This window comes from Mucilaginibacter sp. NFR10 (assembly GCF_900100445.1).
GTDB lineage: Bacteria > Bacteroidota > Bacteroidia > Sphingobacteriales > Sphingobacteriaceae > Mucilaginibacter > Mucilaginibacter rubeus.
In genome coordinates, this window is sequence record NZ_FMTV01000001.1 from 1 (window position 1) to 23,430 (window position 23,430).

Annotated in this window: 18 protein-coding genes; 9 read left to right on the forward strand and 9 right to left on the reverse strand. The window is 41.5% G+C overall.

Going from position 1 to position 23,430, the window contains the following annotated elements:
• Nucleotides 1-247 precede the first annotated feature (247 nt).
• Nucleotides 248-2,491 (reverse strand): sodium-translocating pyrophosphatase, encoded by a 2,244-nt coding sequence (locus BLP33_RS00005; RefSeq protein ID WP_090523258.1) that lies wholly within the window; start codon nt 2,489-2,491, stop codon nt 248-250.
• Between the two features lie 155 nt (nt 2,492-2,646).
• Between BLP33_RS00005 and BLP33_RS00010 the strand changes: the two genes are divergently transcribed.
• The 3 genes from BLP33_RS00010 to BLP33_RS00020 all read left to right on the forward strand — a co-directional run bounded on the left by BLP33_RS00010 (nt 2,647) and on the right by BLP33_RS00020 (nt 5,951).
• A complete protein-coding gene (locus tag BLP33_RS00010) occupies nt 2,647-4,083 on the forward strand; it encodes an APC family permease (RefSeq protein ID WP_090523263.1) in 1,437 nt (478 codons plus the stop codon).
• Entirely contained in the window at nt 4,061-5,467 is a 1,407-nt protein-coding gene (dacB, locus tag BLP33_RS00015) for a D-alanyl-D-alanine carboxypeptidase/D-alanyl-D-alanine endopeptidase (RefSeq protein ID WP_090523268.1), read from the forward strand. The genes BLP33_RS00010 and dacB overlap by 23 nt, the downstream gene beginning before the upstream one ends.
• Nucleotides 5,468-5,555: 88 nt before the next feature.
• Complete coding sequence (locus tag BLP33_RS00020) at nt 5,556-5,951, forward strand: hypothetical protein (protein WP_090523270.1); 396 nt, start codon at nt 5,556-5,558, stop codon at nt 5,949-5,951.
• A gap of 80 nt (nt 5,952-6,031) precedes the next feature.
• Here the strand turns inward: BLP33_RS00020 and BLP33_RS00025 are convergent, their stop codons facing one another.
• Together BLP33_RS00025 and BLP33_RS00030 are read right to left on the reverse strand one after the other, a co-directional pair.
• Nucleotides 6,032-7,075, reverse strand: a complete 1,044-nt coding sequence (locus BLP33_RS00025; RefSeq protein ID WP_090523277.1) for a response regulator — start codon at nt 7,073-7,075, stop codon at nt 6,032-6,034.
• Nucleotides 7,072-8,259, reverse strand: coding sequence for a PAS domain-containing sensor histidine kinase (locus tag BLP33_RS00030; RefSeq protein ID WP_090523281.1), 1,188 nt, complete (start codon nt 8,257-8,259; stop codon nt 7,072-7,074). Before BLP33_RS00030 ends, BLP33_RS00025 begins: the two co-directional genes overlap by 4 nt.
• A gap of 186 nt (nt 8,260-8,445) precedes the next feature.
• Between BLP33_RS00030 and BLP33_RS00035 the strand changes: the two genes are divergently transcribed.
• The 5 genes from BLP33_RS00035 (at nt 8,446) to BLP33_RS00055 (ending at nt 17,032) form a co-directional block, all read left to right on the forward strand.
• Entirely contained in the window at nt 8,446-9,687 is a 1,242-nt protein-coding gene (locus BLP33_RS00035) for a YdcF family protein (protein ID WP_090523284.1), read from the forward strand.
• 71 nt (nt 9,688-9,758) lie between these two features.
• Complete coding sequence (locus BLP33_RS00040) at nt 9,759-10,637, forward strand: hypothetical protein (protein ID WP_090523290.1); 879 nt, start codon at nt 9,759-9,761, stop codon at nt 10,635-10,637.
• Between the two features lie 379 nt (nt 10,638-11,016).
• Nucleotides 11,017-14,289, forward strand: a complete 3,273-nt coding sequence (locus BLP33_RS00045) for a SusC/RagA family TonB-linked outer membrane protein (RefSeq protein ID WP_090523292.1) — start codon at nt 11,017-11,019, stop codon at nt 14,287-14,289.
• A gap of 24 nt (nt 14,290-14,313) precedes the next feature.
• On the forward strand, nt 14,314-15,843 hold the full coding sequence (locus BLP33_RS00050; RefSeq protein ID WP_090523295.1) for a RagB/SusD family nutrient uptake outer membrane protein: 1,530 nt from the start codon (nt 14,314-14,316) through the stop codon (nt 15,841-15,843).
• A gap of 247 nt (nt 15,844-16,090) precedes the next feature.
• Nucleotides 16,091-17,032: a helix-turn-helix domain-containing protein gene (locus BLP33_RS00055; protein ID WP_090523298.1), complete on the forward strand. Its 942-nt coding sequence runs from the start codon at nt 16,091-16,093 to the stop codon at nt 17,030-17,032.
• A gap of 287 nt (nt 17,033-17,319) precedes the next feature.
• On the opposite strand, the gene BLP33_RS00060 is transcribed toward BLP33_RS00055, so the two are convergent.
• The 5 genes from BLP33_RS00060 to BLP33_RS00080 form a co-directional block, all read right to left on the reverse strand.
• Entirely contained in the window at nt 17,320-18,015 is a 696-nt protein-coding gene (locus BLP33_RS00060) for a Crp/Fnr family transcriptional regulator (protein WP_090523301.1), read from the reverse strand.
• Nucleotides 18,016-18,284: 269 nt separating this feature from the next.
• Nucleotides 18,285-18,932, reverse strand: coding sequence for a response regulator transcription factor (locus BLP33_RS00065; protein ID WP_090523305.1), 648 nt, complete (start codon nt 18,930-18,932; stop codon nt 18,285-18,287).
• A gap of 26 nt (nt 18,933-18,958) precedes the next feature.
• Nucleotides 18,959-19,765: a sensor histidine kinase gene (locus BLP33_RS00070; protein WP_090523309.1), complete on the reverse strand. Its 807-nt coding sequence runs from the start codon at nt 19,763-19,765 to the stop codon at nt 18,959-18,961.
• Complete coding sequence (locus tag BLP33_RS00075) at nt 19,749-20,414, reverse strand: hypothetical protein (protein WP_139159893.1); 666 nt, start codon at nt 20,412-20,414, stop codon at nt 19,749-19,751. The genes BLP33_RS00070 and BLP33_RS00075 overlap by 17 nt, the downstream gene beginning before the upstream one ends.
• A gap of 23 nt (nt 20,415-20,437) precedes the next feature.
• Nucleotides 20,438-20,986: a hypothetical protein gene (locus tag BLP33_RS00080; protein WP_139159894.1), complete on the reverse strand. Its 549-nt coding sequence runs from the start codon at nt 20,984-20,986 to the stop codon at nt 20,438-20,440.
• A gap of 412 nt (nt 20,987-21,398) precedes the next feature.
• Between BLP33_RS00080 and BLP33_RS00085 the strand changes: the two genes are divergently transcribed.
• Complete coding sequence (locus tag BLP33_RS00085) at nt 21,399-21,947, forward strand: inclusion body family protein (protein ID WP_090523319.1); 549 nt, start codon at nt 21,399-21,401, stop codon at nt 21,945-21,947.
• Between the two features lie 102 nt (nt 21,948-22,049).
• Here BLP33_RS00085 and BLP33_RS00090 read toward each other — a convergent pair whose 3' ends face one another.
• Nucleotides 22,050-23,210 (reverse strand): hypothetical protein, encoded by a 1,161-nt coding sequence (locus BLP33_RS00090; RefSeq protein ID WP_090523323.1) that lies wholly within the window; start codon nt 23,208-23,210, stop codon nt 22,050-22,052.
• Nucleotides 23,211-23,430 lie beyond the last annotated feature (220 nt).

Below are 23,430 nucleotides of genomic sequence, written 5' to 3' on the forward strand. Positions count from 1 at the left end.
AGGTGAAAGGTGAAAGGTGAAAGGTGAAAGGTGAAAGGTGAAAGGTGAAAGGTGAAAGGTGAAAGGTGAAAGGTGAAAGGTGAAAGGTGAAAGGGATTATGTTAAATAGAGGTTCTCAAATCTCGTCTATGTTCTCCGCGGCCCGTTCTTATTAATAAACCGATAATCCGGCAAATCGTATAAATTCTGGTTCAGACAAAAAAAGCCGCCCTCAACAGGCGGCTCTCTTTATTAACTATAAAAACTATTAAACGCTTTTCTCTGCTTTAACAACCATATGGATGCTCATAGGTTGTTTGTTCATTTCTTTTTGGATACTGGCGCTGGTTGCAGCCGGATGGCTGTTCAGGTGCGGGGCAATAACCAGTGAAACTATCGACATTAACTTAATAAGGATGTTCATGGATGGGCCTGAAGTATCTTTAAACGGATCACCTACAGTATCACCTGTTACTGATGCTTTGTGCGGTTCCGATTTTTTGTAGAAGATCTCGCCATTGATATCACAGCCTTTTTCAAATGATTTTTTGGCGTTGTCCCATGCACCACCTGCATTGCTTTGGAAAATCCCCATCAATACACCCGATACGGTAACACCGGCCAGCAAGCCGCCTAACACTTCGGGGCCAAAGGCAAAACCGATGATAATAGGGGTGATCAGTGCGATTAAACCAGGGGCAACCATTTCGCGGATCGACGCTTTGGTGGAGATAGCCACACATTTTTCGTATTCTGGTTTACCCTCGTAAGTCATGATACCCGGAATTTCGCGGAACTGGCGCCTAACTTCTTCTACCATGGCCATAGCCGCCCTGCCCACCGCCGCAATAGCTAAAGCAGAAAAAATGAACGGAATCATTCCGCCAACAAACAGACCTGCCAGTACGTTGGCCTTATAAATATCAATATGTTCAATACCTGCAACACCCACAAAAGCCGCAAATAAAGCCAGTGAAGTTAATGCTGCCGAAGCAATAGCAAAACCTTTACCGGTAGCGGCCGTAGTGTTGCCAACAGCATCCAGGTTGTCGGTACGGTGACGAACCTCTTCGGGCAGGCGGCTCATTTCGGCAATACCCCCGGCATTATCCGCAATTGGCCCAAAAGCATCTATCGCCAGTTGCATGGCCGTTGTTGCCATCATACCGGCAGCGGCAATAGCTACACCATATAAACCGGCAAAATAATATGACCCATAAATACCCGATGCCAAAACAAGAATAGGCAACACGGTTGATTCCATGCCTACAGATAAACCACCAATAATATTGGTAGCGTGACCGGTTGACGACTGCCTGATAATGCTCAATACCGGTCGTTTACCCATGGCGGTGTAGTACTCGGTTATAATCGACATTAAAGTACCTACTACCAGGCCAACCAATATCGATCCAAAAACACCGTTTTTTGTAAAAGGTATCACGTCAGTTTTTACCACCCCGTTAACTTCATCACGCACCATGTGAAATTCGCCCGAAGGCAACATCCATTGTACAACAAAATATGTAGCTATAGCAGTTAGTATAATTGATGCCCAGTTACCTATGTTCAATGCTTTTTGCACACTGTCGGTTTCAGATTTGATTTTCACCATAGCCGCGCCCACTATCGAAAATATCAAGCCAAGGCCGGCAATTACCATTGGCAGCAATACGGGGGCAATACCACCGAAATTATCGTGCGATACAATCTCGCGTCCCAATACCATGGTAGCAAGCATGGTAGCTACATATGAACCAAAAAGGTCGGCACCCATACCGGCAACATCGCCTACGTTATCACCTACGTTATCTGCAATGGTGGCCGGGTTGCGCACGTCATCCTCGGGGATACCGGCTTCAACTTTACCAACAAGGTCGGCACCTACGTCGGCCGCTTTTGTGTAAATGCCGCCGCCAACACGGGCAAACAGCGCTATGGATTCTGCACCTAATGAAAAACCGGCTAAAACGTCAAGCGCTTTTGCCATGGCTTCGCCGTTAACACTGCTGCCTGCTACTTTAACAACATAAAACTGATAAAAAACAATAAAAAGCGATCCTAAACCAATAATGGCCAAACCGGCAACGCCTAAGCCCATTACTGTTCCGCCGGTGAATGATACTTTTAATGCCTGTGCCAAACTGGTGCGTGCAGCCTGTGTAGTACGTACGTTAGCTTTGGTAGCAATACGCATCCCCAGATAACCTGCAAAGGCAGATAGAAACGCGCCTATCAGAAATGATATGGCAATAACAGGACTTGAAGTGGTAACCGTTGTGCCCGACCATGCCAGCAAAATACCGGCAACCACAACAAAGCCGCCTAATATTTTCCATTCGGCACGTAAAAAGGCCATAGCGCCATCGGCAATGTAACCGGCGAGTGTGGCCATGTCGCCGTCACCGGCGTTTTGTTTGGTAACCCAGGCGGCTTTAATAGCCATAACAAGGATCCCGATAAGCCCCAAAACAGGAATTAAATAAATTAAATAATTGTTCAGAAAATCCATATCACAAATTTGGTTTAATAAAGTAGTACTGCTTGGTTTAACAGTGTTTAATAACAATTGGTGATTGCAAAATAGTAATTTTATTTATTTACTATAGTGATCGTTAATATTAAAGTTTTTTGAATAGTTTAGAGATTTAAACCCTAAAACAATATATGGCGAAAAACTCATCGCAACCAAAAATGAAACATGAGCTTAGCTTGCTGGACGGTACCATGCTGGTATCAGGATCCATGATAGGCTCAGGTATATTTATTGTTAGTGCAGATATTACCCGTAACGTAGGCTCGGCCGGCTGGCTGATAGCTATCTGGGTTATCACCGGTTTCATGACCCTTACCGCGGCCCTTAGCTACGGCGAATTGAGCGGTATGTTTCCCAAAGCTGGCGGCCAATATGTTTATTTAAAAGAGGCTTACAACAAGCTCATCGCTTTTTTATATGGTTGGAGCTTTTTTGCAGTGATCCAAACAGGTACTATTGCGGCGGTAGGGGTGGCCTTTAGTAAGTTTGCTGCTTATTTGATTCATCCGCTTAGCGAGGAGAACATTCTTTTTCAACTCGGTTTCTTAAAGATCAGCGCCGCTCAGTTGATGTCAATTTTCATCATTGTATTACTTACTTATATTAATACCAAAGGAGTAAAAAGTGGCAAACTTATCCAAACCACATTCACACTTACCAAGCTTTTAAGTTTGTTTGGTTTGATCATATTTGGTTTTGTAGCGCTAAAGCCTGAAATATGGCATGCCAACTGGAGTAACGCCTGGGATATTCATAACCTTAAAGCGGATAATACAACTGTTAGTCTTACCCTTGCTGCTGCCATGGGTGCTATTGCAGCTTCGATGGTAGGTTCGATATTCAGTAGTGATGCATGGAATAGCGTAACCTTTATAGCAGGTGAAATGAAAAACCCTAAAAGGGATGTTGCCCTAAGTCTTGGTTTAGGGACTTTAATAGTAACTATCATTTACGTATCAGCTAACGTTGCTTATACTGGCGTGCTATCTATGCATGATATCGCAACTGCCGATAAAGACCGTGTTGCTGTAGCTGCATCGCATATCATATTTGGTAATCTCGGTACTTATATCATTGCAATAATGATCATGATATCAACTTTTGGCTGCAATAACGGCCTGATACTTTCGGGTGCAAGGGTTTATTACACTATGGCAAAAGATGGGTTATTCTTTAAACAAACAGGTGAATTAAATAAATCTGGCGTGCCCGAGTTTGGTTTATGGATTCAGGCCGTGGTAGCTTCGATACTTTGCCTAAGCGGCCGTTACGGTGATTTGTTGGATATGATATCCTTTGTAGTGGTTATTTTTTATGTTCTTACCATCTTCGGCATTTATATCCTGCGGAGAAAACATCCAAATGCTGAGCGCCCTTATAAAGCACTGGGATACCCAATTTTGCCTGCCATATACATTATTATGGGACTGATATTTTGTGTATTGTTGATCATTTACAAACCGCAGTTTACCTGGCCGGGCTTAATTATTGTATTGATTGGTGTGCCCATATATTATATTTCGCAACGGAACGTTAAAAAACAGGATGAGGCGCTTACTGGTAATTAGTTTTTTATTTATAGGAGAGTCTGTTGCGGCGCAAACGCTTCAGCAAAAAATATCAAATGCTTTTGGGAGGTTGCAGGCGGATAGCCAATGCAATTATGCTTCAGTATCATTAACCGTACTTGATGCCAAAACCGGGGAACAGGTGTTTGGCGGTAGCCCTAACATGGGTTTGGCTACCGCTTCAACGCTTAAAACCATTACCAGTATTACGGCTTTTAATATTTTAGGTCCCGATTTTCAATATCAAACGCAATTAGGTTATACCGGTGAGATTGGGGCCGATGGCACCCTGACCGGCGATATCGTCATTAAAGGCGCCGGCGACCCAACCCTGGGCAGCTGGCGTTATGAGCAAACCAAAGAGGGGCATGTATTGGCCCTTATGGCCGACGCCTTGCGAAAGGCCGGGATCAAAAAAGTTAACGGCCGCATCATTGGCGATGACAGCATTTTCGGTACCCAATCCATTCCCGAAGGCTGGATCTGGCAGGATATCGGCAACTATTACGGAGCCGGTACATCGGGCCTTTGCTGGCGCGAAAATCAGTTTGATATAAAGCTGCGTACGGGTGCGGTTGGTAGCCCGGTTGGCATATCACGTACTGTTCCGCTGATGCCATACCTTGCATTTAAAAGCGAGTTGACAAATGGTTCTGCCGGCTCAGGCGATAATGCTTATGCTTTTTTACCGGTTGGCAGTAAAGTAATATATCTGCGCGGAACTTATGCTGTTGATCAGGAGAAAAAAAGTATTTCGGCCGCTGTCCCTGATGCTGCTTATGATGCTGCGTTGCGGCTCAATGATACGCTGAGGAGTTTAGGTATCATTATCGGTAATGAGCCGGAGTCAGCCAATACTTTGAGCGCTAAAAACCTGCCATTGCCTGTAAATGCTAAAAATCTGGCAACTATATCATCACCAACTTTAAGCAAAATAATTTACTGGCTTAACCAGAAAAGTATTAACCTGTACGCCGAGCAGTTACTCAAAACCATAGCCTGGAAACAGGGACGCAAGCCTACAACGGCAAATGGTGTGGATGAGGTACAAAAGTTTTGGGCGGCCAAAGGTATAGATACCCGCAGCATGAATATTTACGACGGCAGCGGCCTTTCGCCCGGTGACAGGGTAACTACGTTAACGCTGGCCCGCATCCTGCAATCGGCAAAGAAGGAAAGCTGGTTTGCTGATTTTTATACAAGTCTGCCGGTTTATAATGATATGAAAATGAAAAGCGGCAGCATCAATAATGTGTTGTGTTATGCCGGTTATCAAACCAAAAACGGCCGAGAGCTTTGTTTTTCTATCATGGTTAATAATTTCAGCGGCCCGAACAGGAGTATAAAGGAGAAAATGTTTAGGGTGTTGGATGAATTGAAATAGGTCCCTGCCCCTGAGAGGATTTTTATATCAACTTTTATTCTATTGGTAAACACCTTAACTTTATTGGAACCGTAATATCGAACTGATAATGAAAAGTTATAAACTTATTTTCCTTGCAGCACTGTCATTTGCGGCCTGCAAAAGCGAAACCAGCTCAAATGATGATGTCCAATCCATCAAATTTAAGTTCACCGAGCTTGGCCGCGAAACACAGTTCAGGATCACCTGCGATAAGTTTGATTATTACTTCCCCGAAGGGAAAGAAAAAAACTTTAACAAAAAGCCGGGAATTGATAGTGTTATGCAATTGCTAACCGGTATGAAGATGGTGAGTGACGGTACAGAACCGGACGTGCGCGGGAAGATCTATATTACACACACTACCAAAACCGTTGATACCGTATGCGTTGGCGCTAAAGTACTCAGCTACAAAGGTACAACTTATGAAACGCCACAGGAGCTGTTGGTGTTGATACAAAAATAGGTTGCACAGGGGTGCAAATGGTTTGTTGTAATCAAGCCATTGCTCAGTGAATGAGCAGGATCATCTAAAAATAGCAGCGGTCAGTTTTTCATTTTGGCCAGCCGTTCGGGCGAAAGTACGGTGATCTGGCTTCCTTTTTTATCGATTAGGTTTTCATCTTTAAAATCGGTAAGGGTACGGCTCACAGTTTCAGTTGCCACACCGGCCATAGCAGCAAGGTCTTCCCGCGAAATTTTGAAATCCCCACCCTGCTGTTTATGCAGTCGCACCAGGGTATCGGCCATCCTTTTCCGTACTGAGTTATACGCAAGCTGCAATAATTGCTCTTCCCGGTCGCGGATATGATTAGAAAGCAGTTTGATAAACTCACGCGCAATATCAGGGTATAAATTGAGCAGGTTATCCAGTTGGTCTTTCGGGATCAGGCACAGCTGGCTATCCTCCAGGGTGGTTGCTGTATCTGTGTAAGCCTCGTTCGAGAGCATGGCATTTACCCCAAGGTATTCCTCGGCAGAGTGGATGGCGGTCATCAGCTCACGGCCATCGTTTGCCAGTTTAACGGTTTTAACTCTGCCTTTCAATATCAGGTACAAGCCATTCCCCTTATCACCATCGTAATAAATTACCTGGTCTTTTTTAAACAGGCGCACCTTGCGTTCGCTAATAATACGTTTAAGTTCAGTGAGACCGCTATTCTTCGATACAATTGAGTTTAGGTTTTCGAGAGATTGACTATAAAAGCTTTGCTGGGCAGTTTTTTTCCTGAGCCTGCTTTCAATGGCGTTCAGCAGTTCAATATCATCAAAAGGCTTGGTTAAGTAATCATCGGCACCCATTTCCATGCCTTTACGTTGGTCAATCCGTTCGGCCTTTGCGGTTAAAAATATAAAAGGTATGGCGGCGGTTTCGGGATTTTTATTCAGCATAAATAAAACGCCATAACCATCAAGCTCGGGCATCATGATATCGCAAAGTATTACATCGGGCAGGTTGTTAACGGCCAGTTCAATACCGGTTTTACCATTATCGGCTTCAAATACCGTGTAACCGGCCAGTCCCAGTATTTCTACCACGTTTTCGCGGATATCGTTGTTATCTTCGATGATCAGGATTTTTTGGTTCATGATGCGGAAAATGAAATGGTGAATGAAGTACCCTCGTTTACGTTACTTTGAAAATCAACCCTGCCGTTCATAAGGGCAGTGTACCGGGCCACAATATTAAGGCCTAAACCGGTACCCGCTATATTGCCTGTATTGTGCGCTCTGAAAAATGCTTCAAATAAATGCTTCTGGTCGCTTTCGGGAATGCCTATGCCATTATCTTTTACAGTAATGGAACAGCCGGAAGCATTTATTTCAGTACTAAATTCAATAAAGCTGTCCTCGCCCGAATATTTGATGGCGTTTGTGATGAGGTTGATGATGCAGTTTTTGAGCAGGTTAATATCGAGGTAAACCATACTATCTGTACCTGTATGCTGATAAAGGATATTTTGGTTTTGCTTGGCCATAATCTGCATTTCTTCAGTTAGCTCTTCGGCCAGCTTAACCAGGTCAAACCTGGTGTATGACGGTTCAATACGCCCGGCTTCCAGTTTTTCGAGCGAGAGAAAATCATTCAGAATGGTAGTGAGGTTGCCAACGGCGTTTTTGATTTTATTAACATGCTTGCTAATCTGCAGGCTGTGCAAAGGCTCGGCATATTTATCAATAAGCGAGGCCGATAATTGAACAGCGCTTAGTGGCGTACGAAACTCATGCGATGCCATGGAAACAAAACGGCTTTTCAATTGTCCCAGTTCTTTCTCTTTTTCGAGGGACTGGCTCACTTCTTCTTTGGCTTTTTGCAGTTCAAGAACAAATTGTTTTAAGGAGAGCGTGCGTTCCTCTACCACTTCCTCCAGGTGTGATGTGTATTCCTTTAGCTTGTCCTCTGCTTCCTTCTCACGGCTAAGGTCGTGTATAAAACCGGCATATATTTTACGCCCCGAAAAATTTACGTCACTAACCCCAAGTCTGAACGGGAATTGGGTGCCGTCTTTACGCAAGCCTGTTACTTCACGACCTATACCAATGATATGTGGTTTACCGGTAGTTTGATATCGATTGATATAATGATCATGTTCCTGCCGGTATGGCTGGGGCATCAGTATCGATACATTTTTGCCGATAACTTCATGAGGCTCATATTGAAATAACCTGCAGGCCGAAGGATTTATAGATTCGACTATTCCCCGTTCATCGATAGTAATAATGCCATCGATAGCATTTTCAATAATGGCTTTTAATAAGGCAGTATTTTCCATAGATGAAGTTTGAAAGATTTATCAGCTTTTGCAAATATCAAATTTGATATGGATTTTTTACGCCTAAAGATGGTATATCTTAATTAAAATTGAAATTAGGCCTGTTTTGTAAGAGGAAAGTTACCGGTAGTTAACTTTGAGTTTATCTGCTTAGACGTTATTTGCGGCTTGTTAAAAAACAGCTTAATGAAAAAACTCCTGCTACTAACCATGCTTGGATTAGGCGGTATAAGTGCCTTCGCGCAAACCCAGGCCCCTGTTAAAAATGCCCCGACAGATTATATAAAGATTAAAAACTACGGCCTGCTGACTTTACTTGAGCAGGATGCCGAAGTAAGCACTTTACTTAAAAACGATCCTGAACTGGCACAGCTCACTCAGAAAAAGCTAAGCGCCCTTAGCACTTCCCTCACTGATTGTAAAGACGCGGCGTGCTTAGTAACTGCGGCAAAACTAACTGATGATGACATCAAAACCGTAAGCGACCGGCTTGCAGCACTATATAAAACAGGTAACGCGCTTAACAGGATGGTTAAATCGAAACTGATCCCATCGGGTCTTTACAGCTTGTATAAAAAGCTATCGCCCGAGCAATTGCTTATAAAAGCATGGGAGCAGGACGCAGGTAGCATCAATTACACTATTGGCGTTTATGCTGAAGGCAAAAAGCCTAATTATCCGCAGATAGACTCTATCAGCTACAATATTAAATCGAGAGCATATTTTACGCTAATGTATGATGCTTCTGCTACATTGTTAGGTGATATTAAAGGAACAAAGCTGTTTTTTGAACCCGCTATGCAGGCAGCCCTGCTCTATCTGCAGATCAACGAAAGGCAGGACCCTGCCAATTACGAGCCAATGGAGCTAAACGCAAACAAAGCTGCCGTAACCCGTATCAAAACCATTAAATGGGCCGATTATCCTTATTCAAATATTCTTGTACCTGGCGCTGGTCCGGATAATTTAACATCGCCATTGAGCGGGGAGGGGATGCTGCGCTGCAGGCTGGCCGTACAGGAGTACAAGGCGGGAAAGGCGCCGTTTATCATTGTATCGGGCGGCAATGTGCATCCATATAAAACAAAGTATAATGAAGCCGGGGAAATGAAGGTTTATTTAATGAAAACCCTTCATATTCCTGAAAATGTGATCATCATTGAACCTCATGCACGTCATACTACAACAAATATGCGTAACAGTGCCAGGCTTATTTATAAATATGGCATCCCTGCCGATAAGCCCGGTATTGTGGTAACCGATAAATCACAAACCGATTTTATTATGAATATGGATGCCCGCTGCCAAAGGGAACTGAACTATGTGCCTTACAAACTGGCCAGGCGTAACTCCGAAACCGAAGTTGAATATTACCCGGTAGAAGAAGCCAAACAAATTGATCCTGACGAACCACTTGACCCCCGTTAGGAGCTGAAGGCAGAACGCGAAAAGCTTAAAGTTATCGCCTGATCACTAATGTAATTACTTTATTTAAACTTATGCAAAAGCTTACTTTAACTATAATAGCTGTTGTTTTAGGTGTTGTCAGCATCACCACCGGTACGATTGATCATAAACTTAACCGTGCCATAACAATCGACTCGTTGGGCGCCTGCCAGGGCATTTCATACCAAGACGGTCGCATATTTTTATATGGTGACAGGGAAGTTGGAATGATCCGGGAGTTTAAGCTGGAAAATGACAGCCTGGTATATCTGCATAAGGAATATAAGCTAACCCAAAACGGGCAGGATATTATTAACCACCCTACCGGTATAGCTTATAACAATGATAAGGGCCCGACATTTATAGGTAATTCCATCCGCCTTAATGCAGCGGGCAGCCAGTGGAGGGCAGTAATTTATAATGTGAACTGGAAGGGCCTGCTTAAAACCGGTACGCTTGATGGTAATTTAATTAATACCATTGAGGATGATGCCTGTATCCAGGGCACCCGTCCGGAATATGTAAAATATAATAATAAGTGGTATGTAGCCACTGCAGATTATGGTGATCACGGCAACGAAGTGCGTTTATACGACCCAGAAAAACTGGCCAAAGCCAAAAGCACGAAGGAACCCGGCGTGCTTTACAAAAAATTTACATGTACACCCTGGGTACAAAATCTGTTTTGGAAAGCTGATAAAGGCATTTTAATGCTGATCCAGAATAAGCTTGAGGGCAGGCAATGGCGGTTTACTTATGTTGATCTTAAAAAATCAATTGAAGCCGGTAAACAGGTGGTGCTAAGTCAGGTTGATGGTATTGACAGGGACGATGAGCTGGAAGGTTTTTCCTTGCTCGGTGGTGGGGAGAAAGGGATAGCCGTAACCTCACCACGGAAAAATAACGTGAATTTTACCACTACTTCATGGTAGTATTAAACAACCGGCTAAAGTAAAAAATCCTGCAAAGAGGCAGGTATTTTTCTATTTTTTGTTTAATGTAAATTTAACACTAAGGTATCCTTTGGTTAAGATAGCAGGTTTAGCTTTGCTGTCATTATTACAATATTAACAACTCTGTATTAATATTATTTAATGATAACGCAATAATAATTATTAAATTATTAATTTTTTGCTCATGTCTTTAAAAATATCGCCTATGTAACATAACTTCAACTTAACATCGGGCCCGGCGATAAAAACTAAGAACCGGTGAATGCGCTAACACTCACCTGGTCCGGGATAATTGTCAAATAACTCAAAAGCGGTCCAAGGCTTTAAGTCATTTCTTTCAACAATCAATTTTAAAAATATGAATAAAAAGATTAATCCAAATCTTTTGAGCGGGTTTTTTTTAATTCCTGTATTGTTTTTACTGGTTTTGCTAAAACCTTTTATCTCAAACGCTTCGGCAAAAAATATTATATATAACGTAAACCAAATCACCGGTATTGTTACCGACGAAACTAATCTTCCGTTACCCGGCGTATCAGTTCGGATCAAAGGGGCTGATAAAGGTACTGCAACTAACACAAATGGTAAATATACCATTTCGGCCGATGAAGGCGCCGTGCTGGTTTTTAACTTTATTGGTTATGAGCAGCAGGAAATAACTGTTGGCGGTTCATCAACCATTAACGTTAAGATGAAACCAAAATCAAACATGCTTAACGAGGTGGTGGCCATCGGTTATCAGTCTATTCGTAAAAGTGATGTTACCGGTTCTATTGCCAGCGTTAAAGCCAGTGATCTTAATCTTTCTGCACCTTCATTGGGGCAGGCCCTTGCTGGTAAGGTATCAGGTGTACAAGTGTCCCAAACCAGCGGTGCTCCATATACAAGCACTAAAATCAGGGTAAGGGGCGTTGGCTCATTCAACGCCAGCTCTGATCCCCTATATGTAATTGATGGTTACCCGGCCGGTAATGATATCTTCATTAACCCTGATGACATCGAAAGCATCGATATTTTGAAAGATGCTGCATCTGCCGCTATCTACGGTTCACGCGCATCTGGCGGTGTGGTATTGATCACTACTAAAAAAGGTAAAGAAGGTAAAGGCCGTTTTGAGTATGACGTGCAAACAGGCGTTGACCAACTTGCCCACAAAGTGAAACTGCTTGACGCAGATCAGGCAGCCCTGTTGGTTATCGACGGTCGTAACAACGCTTATCATGACCTTTGGATAAACTCAGGCCATACCTGGAACGACGCCATGTATTCTGATAACAACGCAACCCGCGTTACTAACGTTGGTAACTCGGGCAGTGTAAGTATTCCTAATGGCTTATATGATTTTGCTTCGCAAACCCCTATTAAACAAACAGTACATACCGATTGGCAGGATGAGTTATACCGCAACACATTTTTTCAAAAACACACTTTGTCGTTTTCAGGTGCTTCAAATGGTGTTCGTTATTATGTAAGCGGTGCATACCAAAATCAACCGGGTATTATTTTAAATACAGGCCAGCAACGTTATAACTTCCGTACCAATATCGATGGTGATGTAAGCAAACGTATTCACATTGGCGCAAACATATCTTACACTCAAAATACCAACCAGGAAACACAGGAAGGCCGTTTTGACCATAGCCCAATTTTAGGGGCTTTGATCTATATGCCTTATCTGCCTGCTTATAATGCTGATGGCTCATACCAAACCAACGTTGAAGCAGCAGGTTCATCTCAATATGGCTACCAAAGTATTGAAAACCCGCTTGCCCTTGCCGATCGTATTAAAATAACCCGAAAAGGTTATCGCAGCACTTATAATGCAAATGTTACTTATAACATTTTACCTGGTCTTAACTTCAAAACCAATTTGGGTACGCAGGCTTATACTGAAAAATACGATTATTACTATCCAACTACTTTAAGCTCGGGTGCTAACCCTCCGGGATCGTCGCAGGCTATCAACGCGGCCAACGCGCAGGCGTCGTATCTGCTCAATGTTGACAGGCTGGCCGAGTTTACCTTAAACTATACCAAACAATTTGGCAAACATCATTTTGATGCTTTGGCCGGTTACACTGCTCAAAAAACTACAAGCGATTACACGAGTGTAAAAGCAAACGGTTTCCAAAGTGATTACGTGCCCGAAATTTCAGGCAAAGGTGCAGATGCGGCTTTCTTTAGCTTAAACTCAGCTTCTAAAAGTACTTACACTTTATTATCATATCTTGGTCGTGCAAATTATAATTACGCCGGTAAATATTTCTTAACCGCATCATTCCGTGCGGATGGTTCATCACGTTTTGGTTTAACAAACAGGTATGGCTATTTCCCGTCGGTAGCCGCCGGGTGGAATTTATCTGATGAGTCATTCTATCACAATTTCCTTGGCGATCAGTCAACAGTTAAGATCCGTGCAAGCTGGGGTAAAAGCGGTAACTTCAATATCCCTAACTATGCTATCACCCAAACATTGGCCAGTCCCGTTGGCGCGGTGTTAAACGGTGGTATTGCAACTGCTACATATCCTGGTGGTTTAAAGGATCCAAAATTAAGCTGGGAAACTACATCGCAGTATAACTTTGGTACCGATATCGGTTTATTTAACGGCCGTTTACAGATCATTGCCAACTATTATTTAAGTTATTCATATAACCTGTTGTATAATCAGCCAATTTCGGCAATATCCGGCAGTACCACTATCTTAACTAACCTGCGCGATTCAAAGATCCGTAACACCGGTTTTGACTTGCAGTTAGATGGCAAGATAGTTAACACTAAAGATTTTACCTTGGGTGCAAGCGGCAACATCTCATTAAACCGCAACAAAGTAGTTAAACTGCCTGCTCAAAACACCCTGATCATCAACGGTGCCGAGCGTTCGTACCTTACCAGCATAACTACCCAGGGCCAGCCTATCGGTATGTTCTATGGTTTCCAGGTTGGTGGCATAATCAATGCCTCTAACGTAGGTAAAACTGCTCCGTCTGCTTCACAAACTAACCCGGCCAAAATCGGCGACCTTTGGTTTGTAGATACCAATAAAGATGGTATTGTCAACGACGCTGATAAAACCATAATCGGTTCGCCATATGCTAAATTTACTTACGGTTTTGCCCTTAACAGTACTTACAAACGCTTTGACTTTGGTGCGTCATTCAATGGTTCATATGGTAACAAGATCCTTGACGGACAGGATTACTATTTGTACAACGGCGAAGGTTCCGGTAACCAATACGCTAATGTTGCACAACGTTACCGTAATGAAGCTGAACCGGGAGATGGTTCATTTTACCGCGCTTCACGTGCCGGTACACAAAGTAACAGCACCCGTTTATCAACTTTCTACCTGCAAAGCGGCTCATATCTGCGTTGTACCAACCTTACCTTAGGTTACACACTGCCTAATTTTTTACAGCAAACTTTAGGTTTAAGCAAAGCACGCGTTTTTGCCAGTGTTGTGAATGCCTTCACAATCACCAAGTACAAAGGTTATAACCCTGATGTGGATTATAACTATTCAGGCGCTGCGTCAAACAATACCCAGCCTGCCAACCTTGCACCAGGTATCGATTATGGTACATACCCGCTGGTTAGGTCATACAACTTAGGTGTTAATGTTACTTTTTAATGAATTTTTTAAAGAGATATAGAGATGAATAAAAAATTTGTAACTATTGCCTGCCTTACGGCGGCTGTGGCGATAAGCCCGTCTTGTAAAAAAGACTTTTTAAATCAGAGTGACCCCAACGCTATAACGGTTGATGCGAGTTATAAAACCCCTAACGATGTGTTGTTAGCAGTAAACGGCATCTACCAATCATTACGCAGCGGTAACAACGTTGGCGAAAGTAGCGACTTATGGACAGATCAGCGCTCGGACGATACCGGTACGCAGGATAACCAGTCAAACGCAGGCGAACCATTCCAGTTCGGTAACTTTTCAATACTTCCGAGTAATACCTACTTGAAATCTCACTGGGTATCATTATATGGTACAGTTACCAGGGCCAACGTGGTATTATCGCATATTGATGCTGTGTCATTCCCCGATAACAGTGTAAAGTTGCAATATATTGCAGAAGCTAAATTTTTACGTGCGTTTACCTATTTTGAATTAGTACGCCTTTGGGGTGATGTGCCATTGGTTACCAAACAATTGGGTTATGCTGATTTGCCTGCAGCTACTTTTCGCGAAAAACAAGCTGTGGTTTATCAGCAAATAGTGGCCGACTTGCTCGATGTTATCAATAACAGCCCGCTACCTAACCTGCAGGCTTCTACAGGCAGAACCTCAAAAGCCGCTGCTAATTTCTTGTTAGGGCAGGTGTATCTTACTATGGCAACTACTCAGGATCAGGCAAACCGCACAACTAATTTAACCAACGCTAAAATATATTTAACGAATGCTTACAACATGCGTACTTTCGGTACATTGAGTACCATTCCTTATACTGATGTTTTTGACGTAGCCAAGAAAACCACATGTCCCGAACTGATCTTCCAGATCGTGAACATCCAGGGAGATATTAATTATAGTTCGGCAATAGCCGGCAACTTTCAGGCTAAAGGCGAAACTATAAACTCCAGGGTTAAATCTTCAGGTGCGGGTTATAATGTTACCCACGATTTGATTAATGAGTATGAAGCAAATGACCCACGTATGGCTTTTTCGGTAAAATTCGCAAACGATCCAACTGTAAAAGATTGGTTTGTAACCAAATTCAGAGATAACAGTGATAAAGCAACCGACAAAGGTTACGGTGGTAACGACTGGATCTTGATGCGTTTTGCTGATGTAATGCTTTCATTGGCTGAAGTTGACAATTACCTTGGCGATCAGGCTGCAGCTATCAATTTGCTTGACCAGGTGCGTGTACGTGCAGGTATGCCAACTTACGCTGTATCAATGACCAATAGCGATTATGCTACCAAATATCCAACCTTAAAATTGGCTATTTTGCATGAGCGCCGTGTTGAGCTTGCCTTTGAGCATCACCGCTGGTATGACCTGTTGCGTACCTTTAACGATGCTGAACTGGTAGCTTATTTCCACGCCAAAAAGCAAACTGATTTTGGTTTGGCTTCATTAGCAAACTTCACTACTAAAGATCGTTATTATCCGATTCCGTTTGATGAGTACAAGCTTGATCCTGTTAAGATGTACCAAAACCCGGGTTATTAATACCGGTGTTACATAAAAAGAAGCCGCCTCGTAAGTCAATTATGAGGCGGTTTCTTTTTATTATCTGTTAGTGGTATTTATTAAATTCAAATAACATTTCTGTTATGTATTAAGTTTGTTTTGCCTCCGGAAAATATAAAGTGTTGATCTACTGAAAACTTTTGTTTGGGTTTTGTAAGAACTGATTTACCTGAAGCAAATAGTGATGTAGTTATCATTAAGTTTGTGTAGATCATTAAAGCAAAAGGTGAAAACAGTAACAGTAGAGGATTTTTATAAAAACGCCGCCGAGCGTACCAACAGCACGGTGGGAGACCTGCTTCCGGCTGATATCAATAACCAGATAGGGCATTTTAATGTATTCAACCTTAGCGATATCATTGCTAAAATAAAGAAGGATCCTACCCATGTGCCTTACAATCGCAGGTTATATTATAAAATAAACCTGGTGAGGGGCCGAAACATAGCTGAATACGCAGATAAAGTAATCAATATTGAAAAAAATGCGCTGGTATTTGGTACCCCAAAAATCCCTTATAGTTGGAAACCACAGGATCTGGACCAGTCTGGCTATTTCTGTATTTTTACTGATGACTTTTTAGTGAAATCAAAAAGCGGTGTGGTGCTGGATTCACTTCCTATTTTCAGTCCCGGAGGCTGTCCTGTATTTATGCTCACCGACGAACAGGCCGATGAGATCGCGTTCATCTTTAAAAAAATGCAGCAGGAAATAGCATCCGGCTATCTGTACAAATATGACCTGCTCAGGAACTATGTGCTGGAGCTAATTCATTATGGTCAGAAACTGCAACCGCTTACCAATTACAGTAATATTCATAATGCATCGGCAAGGGTATCATCCCTGTTTATTGAATTGCTTGAGAGGCAGTTTCCAATAGCATCACCCGATCAAAGGGTTATCCTGCGTACTGCGAAGGACTATGCCGACAGGCTCGCTGTTCATAGTAACCATCTCAATAAGGTATTAAAAGAAAGCACTGGAAAAACAACCACCGAACATATAGCCAACAGGCTCATCCAGGAGGCCCGCATCCTGCTTAAACAAACCGACTGGAATATTTCGGAAATAGCCTATAGCCTGGGCTTCGAGCAGTTGTCACATTTTTCAAACTTCTTTAAAAAGCAAACATCGTTATCGCCGGTTGAAGTACGGAATTTTGTTGGGTGAGGGCTGGCTGCCGATAATTATCTAAATGTTAAAAATGATTGTCGTTAATTGAAAGAGAAACTGAGTCTATATAAAAAACCGTTGATCATTTGAACGACAGATTAAATGAATTTACCTTGAATAATGGGTATAGGTTTGACAGGGGTGAAGCTAATGATTATGAGTAATATCGCAATTGATACCAATATTCTGCTTTACGCCTTAGATGATTTTTATACCCCAAAAGCTAAAAATAATAAACCCATTTAAGGCAAAAGGATAATAATATTTTGAAGTAATTATCCCATTTACAACTCATCATCCTGAGTTAAAAGAAAAAGTTTATCATAATTGATAATACTAATCTTTTTACCGTTGGTGTTAATCAGTTTTTCCTGTATCAATTCATTAACTACCCTGAACACAGTTTCGTAAGTAGCACCTGCGTATGAGGCCAGGTCCTGCCGGGTAAGTTCTACATCAATATGGCCTTCCGGGTTTGTACCAAACTGATTCTTGAGGCTTATGAGTGCCTGGGCAACGCGGCCCTTTACCGGCATATGTGCGAGATTACGCATTTTGCGTTCAGCCTCCTGCAGCTCGTCGGCAAAAAATAACATTAGCTGGTAGGTAAACTGAGGGTTTACTTTTAAAGTAGCCTCAAAAAACTCCATATCAATGTAGCATATAATGCCTGCTTCCAAGGCTGTTGCCGAAATAGGGTAGTGGGTGGCATGTTTACCCAGCACGCGGTGACCAAAAATAGCGCCCTTATTGGCAAAGCGAATAATAAGCTCTTTATCTGCCCCCCATTTTTTATGAACTTTCACATTGCCTTCATAAACAAAGTAAATTCCTTTCACCGGGTCGCCTTCACTGAAAATAACCTGTCCTTTTTTTACATTAAAGTTTTTTTTGTTGGCTGCAATTGCCGGCAGCCACTCTTTTATACAGCCTTTACATAAAAGACAGGTTTGATTATCGCACTGGATATTTCTTTTCATTCAAATCTTGATCAATCAGTCAACGTTTTGTTGTAAAAATATCAATGAAAATTGTATTTTTTATCAAAAAATTGAATTTTCATTGAATAGTTTTTTGCTATTATTGATTTAATTGATTTTAAACCCGATAAATCAGGTTTTTTGTTGGATGAAAAGACCAATTGTTTGCTTTTACGATTTATTTGAAGTTTGTATTTTGTGTATTTATTAAAAAAAAAGAAATCTCGTCTTAAGATGACATGCAAAATGGCATGGCTAATTTAAAAGCATCATATTATCCCATTTTTTACTGCAAACATTACCAGCCCGGCGGTGTTGCGTACGCCCACCTTATCTATCAGGCGCTGCCTGATCCCTTCAACCGAGCGCGGACTAAGAAACAGTTGTTTGCCCATTTCATTGGCAGTTTTTTCGGCACAAATTAATTTCAGTACATCCTGTTCCCGTTCGGTGAGTTCAACGCCTTCTTTAAAGGATGGTTTGATATTGCCTTTTATCACCAATTTCTTTAAAAGTGCGTTGCTTACTATATTGTTAAAGTAATAGCCTGTTTCGTGTACCGAATATATCGCTTTCCTGATTTCTTCAGCTTCCGCGTTCTTTAGCAGATACCCGTTGGCGCCAATCTCCATTAAATGAATTACGAACTTTTCGTCATCGTACATCGTCACCACTAAAATTTTCATATCAGGATACTTCTTTTTAATGTGTTTGGTAGCTTCCATGCCATCCATAACAGGCATTTTAAGGTCCATGATAATTACATCGGGCATATTGGTTTCAATGCCTTTTATCAGGTCTTCACCATCGCCGGCCTCAAGCATTACTTCCAGGTTCTCATCCTGGGTAAGTCCAATTTTGAGGCCGTCCCTGTATATGGTATAATCATCGGCTATGGCAATTTTAATAGGTTTCATCGCCTTCTTTTTGATTGTTATAATGGTTAAATAGTAATTGTTCGGGGGATACTGATGTTAATGTAGTATCCTTCGGGCTTGTGATTGAATGATACCTCGCCTTTCAGCAAAATGATGCGGGTTTGGATAGCTTTGAGGCCAAGGCCCTGTTTATTAAACTTCAGTTCTTCATATTGTGCATGGCTGAGCCCCTTCCCATTATGAAAAATACTAATGTTTAAAGCATCGTGGTTATAAGTTGATGTGATATGTATTTTTTTAGGTCTGGCATGTTTAAGTACATTGTTCATTAACTCCTGCACCATGCGGTATATGCTAATATCATTTTCATTAGCCTGGGTTGTATATGAATCATCAAGATCGGTGGTAATAAATATGAGGTCGTTATTTGTTATTTTCTCAACAAAATGCCTGATTGCTTCATTTAGCCCGAACTCTTTCAGAATACTGGAGTGCAAATTGTGCGAAATACCACGCACCTGTTTAATGGCCATGTCAAGCAGCTCCTGTCCTTTTTCATACCTCGGCTCATTGTTTTTATCAATAACGTTGATCTTTACTCCTTGTAGATGCAGCTTTGATGCCGATAAAATGGCGCCCACTTCATCATGCAGCTCTTCGGCAATACGATGACGTTCAGTTTCTTCACTGCGCACAGCTGCCTCTATCAACTGGTTTTGCTGGGTTTGATGCAGCTTTTGTATTTTTTGCTGATACTGGTATTTTTTACGCTGAAAAAATATAAAAATGAGCAATATGCTCGCGAATAAGGAAAGCATAACCGCAATGCCCATAAAGAGCAGGAGCCTGATATCATCATTCGTTTGTTTCATATAACCCTTTCGCTATAAATACACATAAAATAGTATACGTGAAATTGTGGATATTCCACAGGTTTATGGCAAAATTGTGCAGGCGTATTGTGAGTTCATTGTATAACAGAAAAATAAAAAAATTTACAGTGTAGTAAATACCCAGGCCGGTTACTATCCAAAAGTCGGGCTGTTTCTTACCGGGTTCTTCATCGTCGGTTATTTTAAACAGGTAATACTGCATACAATAAAACATCATAATTACCGCCTCAAATGATAGTAATCTGCTGCTCAATTGTCCATAATCAAAAAAGTTTTGATAAAAGCTGAAATTGATAAGTACAAACCCTAAAAAAATATACGGTGCTATCCTTTTTGTTTTGGACAAAAACTGCTGGTTTAACTTTATAAAAAAAGAGCTGAATAATAACACCCTGATTATGGAATGTATATTATACAGATAATTATTGGTGTTGTATGGGTGCGGTAAAATTGTTTTAAGCTTCCATATGGCATCAATAGTTACATTAATTGCCAGCGCTGTCCATAAATATATAACAACAGGTTTGTTAAAAACTGGTTGTTTTTTCTTCAAACAAAGAATGGCCAGGGGAATGAGCAACGCCCAAACCTCCGACCAGTCAGATATACCTTTTATTAGCTGTTCCACTTTGCAGCAGTTTTGTAACGCTATTACATTTTTGCCGGAGGTGATGGATTTGAATCAACATCCCCGGTGTCTGAGTCGCGGTAATCAATAGGTACACCGTTTTTTATAAGGCTGATGGCGTATACAAGGTGCTGGTTGGAAGCTATGATCTTAGGAGTAAAAACCAGGAAGTCATAATCACGTTTTTTTCCGCTATCGGTTGAGATAATCGCCATAATAGCTTTTTTGGTTAGATACGTATTGCCTAAAACCACCGGGCCGGTTAAGTTAACCAGTGTATCTTTTGCAATAGCCAGTGTATCGGGATGCATCGGGTTAAGATAGCCTCCGGCTGTATCCAGAATATATGATACAAGCTGATATGGCTTTTTAACGTCATCAACCTGGGGGCTGTAAAACTGAAAAACAAAATTGTCAGTTTTGGCCGAGTCGAGCCAGTGATTAACCTGCGTAGCGGTATACTTTACCTGGGCAAATTTGGTAGCCTGCCTGCATGAAGTCATGGCAAAAAACAAGAAAATAGTAATCGCGGCAGCGATCGGTCTGAATAAGTTAAAAGGTCGTTTTTTCATGATATAATAGGTTTAATATGCAGGTAATATAGTTGTATTATTTGTATTTTATGTTGGTAATAATAAATTATATAAGTGAGAAATTATTTATACTACTGTGAAAAAATTTCTCACTAATTATTTATTGTTCGCTTCGTTTTCTGCTGATTTTCCTATACCGCAAAGTTAGTAGGTGTGAAATAGTGTGAAAGGGTGTTTTTATGGTTTGTATACGTATAAATACTTATTTTTTTTATTCGGTATTTTTTCTCTAATAAGCCCGTTTAAATAAGCGGAGGTTTGTATTGTGATAAGCGAATAAGAAAAACCGGTTAAGAAGCGCTTCGGTTCTGTTCGCTCTGATCAAAGGAGCTAACCCGAAAATCCTTTAAAGAGTAGGGGCATTTATTTATCCTAATAACCCTTTTTAGTCATGGCAATTAACAGTGAATTTCTCTCCACCTCGCAGGAGATCATCAACATCCAGGTAGTTATCGATACCGATGCAATTACTACCGATTATCCAAACCCAAGCCAGGATCCTAACAATCCAACAGGTTTGCCTCATAACTATATGTATATGGTTGCTACCCGTGGCAATACCATTACCGGTTCGGGCGGGGCCGACCTTAACATCAAAGCTGATGTAGGCGACGTTATACGCTGGTATGCGGTATCAGAGTATGGTAATTTTGATTCGGCCGTGGTTATTTACAAATTAGCATGGTACGCACAAGATGTAGTGTTTGATGGTGAAACCTTCAGTGTATATAAACGCACAGGTATTTTACCTACTAATGGCACTGCACTTCCTGTTGGGTTCTCAGATCAATATTTTTGGTTTAACCAGGCTACTGTAATTAGCAAAGGCACCGAACAATACAACGTTCAGTTTGCACTTTATGTACGCCAGAGAGGCGTTAACGATCCGGTATTATTTGGTTACTATTACTGGGATCCAACCGTTACCGTACAAAGCTAATTCCAGCTTAAACCTAAATTAAAAAACAGGCATAGATCCGGTTTGTCATGTAATGATACCGGGTTTGTGCCTGTTTGTATTAAAAGGCTTTAAATGCATTGCTTATTTTGTTTTGCCTCCGGTTCCCTTACTGTCATCTCCGTCGGGCTTATCGACCGGTTTTTCGTTTCCAATAGTTGTTGAATCATGTTGTTCCGTTACCTGGTCTTTGGTGGGTTCGGTGGCTTTTAAACCGGCATAGGTGCCTGCGCTAATACCCATCATCAGTAAAATGTTGTTGTCAAAATCAGGTAACAAATTTGATGAAACTGTTTTTTGTATAAAGATCAGTCCGAACAGAATATTGAACAGTACATTTTGAAGGCGCTGGATATTAATACTGCTTCGGTCGGAGAGGATATCGTGAAAAAAACCTTCGCTATGTGCTTTAGGATCAATTTCCGTTTTAGGTTTTTGGTCGTTTTCTATAAGCTTACCTGTGGCCATTGTTGCGGCACTGATACCGAGGATAGCCAGCAGTGAGCCTGGGATATCCGGCAAAGCGCCCGTTTCATTACATATGTACAGGTAAGTAACGGAAAAAATAACCGTCCAATACAGGAGTTGTGTGCGGCTCAGGCTGTAATATAAATTGGCGTCATCCTTTAAAATGTTATTTTTTAGGCCCATTGCCAGGAAACCGGCCATTACAACGGCCATTATCCATACCCATATCCGGCTTATTTTTTGTTTAACTTCAAGCTGTGTTTTTATTAATCCTTTGGTTATGTAGCCACCTGAATAGCCTACAGAAAAATACACCGGGATACGGGCTTTATCAATGGATTTGCTGGCTAAAAACTGCACGGCGAGGTTCTGTACCGACTCGTCTATTTTGAAATACACGATCTTTTCGTAGTCGTTACTGCCCCAAAAAGCAGTTTCTCCTACTTTGATGTCGTCAACATACAGGGTTTTGAACGAATCGATTGGGAGTGTAGTTTTGAGCCTGATAGCGATGATCTCATTAAGCCTGGCCGAATCTTTTCTTCCGCTTAGGTTGTAAATATTTAATATAGAATCAGGAAGAAGGGCTTTAGTTACTGAATCTTTTTTAACCCTGTTATTTGTTACACTATCGGGGTTTGCAGGCTGAGCATGAACTGCTTCAGAGAAAGTAAGAATAAAAAAAACAGCTGTAAATAGTTTAAAAACTTGTTTTTTTAAACAGGGGTTCAGTAACAGCAGTGAAGCTATTACAGCTAAGCATAACAGGAAGGCCATCGGTTGAATAATTGTTGCCTACTCTTTGATCCCTTTTTCGGCACACAGGTATTACTGGTAATCAAATTTAAATTAATTACTGAACAAAATGAATACCTAATATCAGGTATTTTTATTTTTAATTAATTGGTAATAAGTTAATTGCAGTATCATTGGCTGCTGTTTATTAATAATGATTTTTAATGTAAAATCCCTGTTATTGTATAAAATCGGCAACAAA

Coding starts and splice junctions, on each gene's coding strand:
- BLP33_RS00020 (WP_090523270.1), top strand. CDS start 5,556: ATGAAAAGTTATAAACTTATTTTCCTTGCAGCACTGTCATTTGCGGCC.
- BLP33_RS00025 (WP_090523277.1), bottom strand. CDS start 7,075: ATGAACCAAAAAATCCTGATCATCGAAGATAACAACGATATCCGCGAA.
- BLP33_RS00010 (WP_090523263.1), top strand. CDS start 2,647: ATGGCGAAAAACTCATCGCAACCAAAAATGAAACATGAGCTTAGCTTG.
- BLP33_RS00040 (WP_090523290.1), top strand. CDS start 9,759: ATGCAAAAGCTTACTTTAACTATAATAGCTGTTGTTTTAGGTGTTGTC.
- dacB (WP_090523268.1), top strand. CDS start 4,061: ATGAGGCGCTTACTGGTAATTAGTTTTTTATTTATAGGAGAGTCTGTT.
- BLP33_RS00060 (WP_090523301.1), bottom strand. CDS start 18,015: ATGAAAAGAAATATCCAGTGCGATAATCAAACCTGTCTTTTATGTAAA.
- BLP33_RS00080 (WP_139159894.1), bottom strand. CDS start 20,986: ATGAAAAAACGACCTTTTAACTTATTCAGACCGATCGCTGCCGCGATT.
- BLP33_RS00085 (WP_090523319.1), top strand. CDS start 21,399: ATGGCAATTAACAGTGAATTTCTCTCCACCTCGCAGGAGATCATCAAC.
- BLP33_RS00030 (WP_090523281.1), bottom strand. CDS start 8,259: ATGGAAAATACTGCCTTATTAAAAGCCATTATTGAAAATGCTATCGAT.
- BLP33_RS00065 (WP_090523305.1), bottom strand. CDS start 18,932: ATGAAACCTATTAAAATTGCCATAGCCGATGATTATACCATATACAGG.
- BLP33_RS00045 (WP_090523292.1), top strand. CDS start 11,017: ATGAATAAAAAGATTAATCCAAATCTTTTGAGCGGGTTTTTTTTAATT.
- BLP33_RS00005 (WP_090523258.1), bottom strand. CDS start 2,491: ATGGATTTTCTGAACAATTATTTAATTTATTTAATTCCTGTTTTGGGG.
- BLP33_RS00090 (WP_090523323.1), bottom strand. CDS start 23,210: ATGGCCTTCCTGTTATGCTTAGCTGTAATAGCTTCACTGCTGTTACTG.
- BLP33_RS00070 (WP_090523309.1), bottom strand. CDS start 19,765: ATGAAACAAACGAATGATGATATCAGGCTCCTGCTCTTTATGGGCATT.
- BLP33_RS00050 (WP_090523295.1), top strand. CDS start 14,314: ATGAATAAAAAATTTGTAACTATTGCCTGCCTTACGGCGGCTGTGGCG.
- BLP33_RS00035 (WP_090523284.1), top strand. CDS start 8,446: ATGAAAAAACTCCTGCTACTAACCATGCTTGGATTAGGCGGTATAAGT.